At 39.2% G+C, this 4241-nt stretch carries 4 protein-coding genes and 1 tRNA gene; 3 read left to right on the top strand and 2 right to left on the bottom strand.

Translation table 11 applies throughout. The features are described 5' to 3' along the window. Positions 1-281: 281 nt before the first annotated feature. Positions 282-357 (bottom strand) — tRNA-Gln (locus U0M88_RS05880). Between the two features lie 98 nt (positions 358-455). On the opposite strand from U0M88_RS05880, the gene gltX reads away from it, so the two are divergent. Both gltX and U0M88_RS05870 read left to right on the top strand, forming a co-directional pair. Further along, a complete protein-coding gene (gene gltX / locus U0M88_RS05875) occupies positions 456-1913 on the top strand; it encodes a glutamate--tRNA ligase (protein WP_331869201.1) in 1458 nt (485 codons plus the stop codon). A gap of 28 nt (positions 1914-1941) precedes the next feature. Continuing rightward, on the top strand, positions 1942-2730 hold the full coding sequence (locus tag U0M88_RS05870) for a mechanosensitive ion channel family protein (RefSeq protein ID WP_205140762.1): 789 nt from the start codon (positions 1942-1944) through the stop codon (positions 2728-2730). Here the strand turns inward: U0M88_RS05870 and U0M88_RS05865 are convergent. Beyond that, positions 2705-3538, bottom strand: coding sequence for an HAD family hydrolase (locus U0M88_RS05865; protein WP_331869200.1), 834 nt, complete (start codon positions 3536-3538; stop codon positions 2705-2707). The genes U0M88_RS05870 and U0M88_RS05865 overlap by 26 nt on opposite strands. Positions 3539-3588: 50 nt before the next feature. Between U0M88_RS05865 and U0M88_RS05860 the strand changes: the two genes are divergently transcribed. Next, positions 3589-4224 carry a hypothetical protein gene (locus U0M88_RS05860; RefSeq protein WP_331869199.1) on the top strand — a complete coding sequence of 212 codons (636 nt, stop codon included), beginning with the start codon at positions 3589-3591 and terminating at the stop codon, positions 4222-4224. Positions 4225-4241: the final 17 nt, after the last annotated feature.

Genomic DNA, 4241 nt, shown 5'->3' with positions numbered 1-4241 from the left:
TGAAGTTTCTTTTTAATGCTGAATTATGGCTAAATCACCAAACTGTGGGTATAGCGATTAAAATCAAGGGGTTTAGAAAGATAGACTATCCGATGTGTTCAAAAAATCAGTTTATTTAAGAATTATTTGAAAAAAGTTAGATTTTTTGAACCAAAGGTTTTTCGGAAATTGGAGGTTTTAAGATTTTTAGTTTAATTTATAGATAATATTTTTTTGTAATGATAAACCATAGATTGGATTAAATAAAAAACGCCACCTTTTTAAGTGACGTTAGCTTTCTATGGCTGGGGTACATGGATTCGAACCATGGAAATGCCAGATTCAGAGTCTGGTGCCTTACCGCTTGGCTATACCCCAATGCGCCTTTATATCTTATAATTTTTTTCTAGATTTGGCAACTGTTTATTGAAGAAATTTTTAAAGTGGTTTAAGATTATCGGGAAAGGACGGTATTTATGGCTAAAATTAGAACACGATTTGCACCCAGTCCAACGGGTTATATGCATATAGGAAATTTACGTACAGCACTGTTTGAGTATTTGATCGCAAAACATGAAGATGGAGATTTCATTTTGCGTATTGAAGATACCGATCAAAATCGTCAGGTAGAAGGTGCGGTTGATATCATTTATAAGACAATGAAAGACTGCGGATTAAACTGGGATGAAGGACCGGATATCGGTGGAGAACATGGGCCTTATGTTCAAAGTGAGCGTTTAGGCATGTATAAAGGATATGCCGAGGAATTGATTCGTTTAGGAGGCGCCCATTATTGCTTCTGCTCGGAAGAAGAGCTGCAAAGACAAAGAGAAGAGCAGGGAGATTCCTTTAAATTTGATGATCCTTGTAAACATTTGACTCCGGAAGAGGTACAGGCTAAACTCGATGCTGGTGTTCCTTATGTCATTCGCCAGACAATTGGAGAGATCAAAGAAACGACTTTTGATGATGAAGTCTATGGACATATTGAAGTGGATGTGGATACATTAGATGAGCAGGTCTTGATCAAATCGGATGGATTCCCTACCTACAATTTCGCCAACATCATCGATGATCATCAAATGGAAATCACACATGTGGTTCGCGGAAACGAGTATTTATCCAGTACACCAAAATATAATTTGATCTATGATGCGTATGGATGGAAACGTCCGATCTATGTGCATGTTCCACCGGTTATGAAAGATGAACATCATAAGTTATCAAAACGAAACGGGGATGCTTCTTTCCAGGATTTAGTCGCAAAAGGTTACTTGCCGGAAGCCATCATTAACTATATTGCTCTATTAGGATGGTCACCGCAGACCGAGCAGGAAATCTATACCATGGACGAATTGATTCAAGTCTTTGATATTCACCGTATTTCGAAACGTCCGGCTATTTTTGACATTGATAAGCTGACATGGATGAATGGCGAATATTTGAAGCACATGGATTTTGATCGTTATTATGAACTGGTATTACCTTATTTAAAGAATGCCATTCATTCGGATATCGATTTAAAAGAGATCGCAAAATTAGTACAATCTCGTGCCAATACGTTAAATGAAATTGAAGAAATGATCGATTTCTTTGATGCACTGCCGGATTATGATGTGGAGATGTTCAAGCATAAGCGTCAGAAATCAAAGAAAGAAACTGCAGTGATTGCCTTAAAGGAAGCGTATGAAGCTTTATCTTCCTGTGACTGGTCCAGTGAAGAGAAAATCCATAATCTACTAATGGCCTTGCCGGAAAAACTGGAGATGAAAAACGGACAGGTGCTTTGGCCGGTACGCACAGCTTTGACCGGAAAACAATCGACACCGGGTGGTGCCATTGAAGTCGCTTATATCTTAGGTAAGGATGAAAGTCTTCGTCGTATTCAAACAGGTATTGAAAAATTAGAAAAGGATTTAGAATCGGCCGCATAGACCGGTTCTTTTTCAAAGGAGAACATGTATGTTTGAAAAGTTGGATGATTTTTTAATTCGGGTGGTTATTGCGATCTTGATCATTTTATTGGGAATGGTCATCGCCAAGCTGATCAAAAAATTTATTATTAAGCTATCCAAGAATGTGACAGATCATGGCTCTTTAACGTTTATTGGATCATGTGCTTCGATTTCTATTAAGATCATTTTTATTGCGATTGCCCTGGCGGTCTTAGGTTTGGATATGTCAGTGATCGTCGGTTCTTTAAGCGCCGTTTCCCTAGGCATTTCTTTAGCGTTGCGCGATACGATGAATGATGTTGCCGGAGGCATACAGATTCTTTTCACCAAACCCTTTGTGATTGGTGATTATGTACAGATCGAATCACAGGAAGGTGTTGTCAGTCGTATCGAAATCTTGTTTACGGTCTTACAGACCTTCGATCATCAGGAGATCATCGTTCCTAATTCTACGGCTGTCAGTGAAATTTTGATCAACTATTCCAAAGAGAAATACAGACGAATTCATATCTCGTTTCCAGTTGCTTTGGAAACGGATGTCGATGCCTGTATCCAACTGGGAGATCAGGTGTTGGAAAGTGAAGCAGAATGGGTACAAAACGATATGCAGAAGGAAGTGGTCATTGATAAGATCGGTGATCATTCCATGACGATTGGCATCTATGCGTTTGTGCCTTTTGAAAAGTATTGGGAATGCTTATGTCGTATGAATACGGTCTTGCAGAGAAAAAGAAAAGAAGCAGGAATCTTGCCTGCTTCCACATCGATCGTTATTCAATCAAGCCCAGAACAATAAAGGCGTTATAAATACCGTTATTATCCAGGGAGGTCGTTATACGATCTGCCTTTTTTTGTACTTCTATAGGGGCATTGCCCATGGCTACACTGGTTTTGGCGACTTCAAACATACACAGATCATTAAATCCATCTCCAATGGCAATTGCATCCTCAGCACTCCTGTCAAAATAGTTGAGGATACTTTTCATACCGGTTGCTTTGGTAATGGTCTTTTCGGAGATTTCACCGCTTTCTTTACCAAATGGGGCAAAAGTGGCCGGCACTAAATCAAATTGTCTGTGCAGTGCATCATAGATTTCCTGATAGGATATGTCCGATTCTAAAAAAGAAATCTTATTTACAGGATACTCTAAGATCGAATCGGTTACTTTCAGATTGTGCTGGACTTGTACTAAACCATGTTTGGCAAAGAGTTCCGGACTTAAATGTTTACATTGTTTTTGGATCATTCGCTCTAAATGATCGTATGTTTTTTGATTACCGACTAAACCTTTCGTGGTTTCAAAGATCGCATCGATATCGTTTTTATGCATATACTCTAAAAGTACCTGCAGCTGTTCTTTGGAAAAGGTTCGTTCTTCTAAAAGCTGATGGTTGACTTCGACATGGGCCCCGCTTCCGGTGATCATACCGTCATAGTCCAGCTTTAACATATCGCCATAAACCTCTACTTTTTGTCTTCCCGTACAAAGGACAATCTTGTGTCCGTTCTTCTGGGCAAGCTGACAAGCCTGTAAAGCGCTTTGGGGAATAAAACCTTCATGATGCAGTAAAGTGCCATCGGCATCCAAAAAGATAATCTTCATAGAACTCTCCTTTTATAGACTTCTTAACGGATTTATTCTACAATATCTGCATGAACAGTTTCAATTATTTTCGCCCCCTGTTATCAAAAGTACAGGGAGTTCCATCGAAAAATCAACGATTATTGATCTGGGCCGGTTTTCAGGTTCGACAGGCCGGACTCACCTATAAACAACAGATAGAATGTATGGAAAAGGCAAGTCATCAGCTTCAGGATGACCAACAGGCACAAGATGGATTTAAAAGCGATTTTAAAGCGTATTTAAATTCGATCAAGCCGGATAAAATCACTTGTTTTCTAAGAGAAGTTTCTGACTTTCCCTTGTTTTTGTTTATATATACAACGTTGATCAATGTTGTGTATAATCAAGTTCTCATCCCTGTTTCACAACAGGAGCCTATTCTGCAGACGGTTTTGATCGGATGGTCTCTATGCCTGCAGACCATAGTTGTTTACTTGATCTATAAAGGGCTTTTGACGTATATGGCTACCGATCCCAAACGTTCAACACTGGGTTTTTGGCTTATTTTGATGGTTTGTTTTGGGCTGTATTTAGGATCAATTTACATTTCGAATCACTTAGAAGGAACATGGTTTTCCTGCCCATTGTGGCTTTGGGTATTGTTGACGATGGCATGGGCTGTTTTTTCGGTCGTTTGGATGCGTAAGAAAGAGGAATCAATATGATGGATGTTGCACTATAT

Origin of the sequence: Faecalicoccus sp., from assembly GCF_036552745.1 — a bacterium.
Lineage (GTDB): Bacteria > Bacillota_I > Bacilli_A > Erysipelotrichales > Erysipelotrichaceae > Faecalicoccus.
Note: the sequence above shows the minus strand (reverse complement) of the source record. Positions and strands in the feature narration are given on the sequence as shown.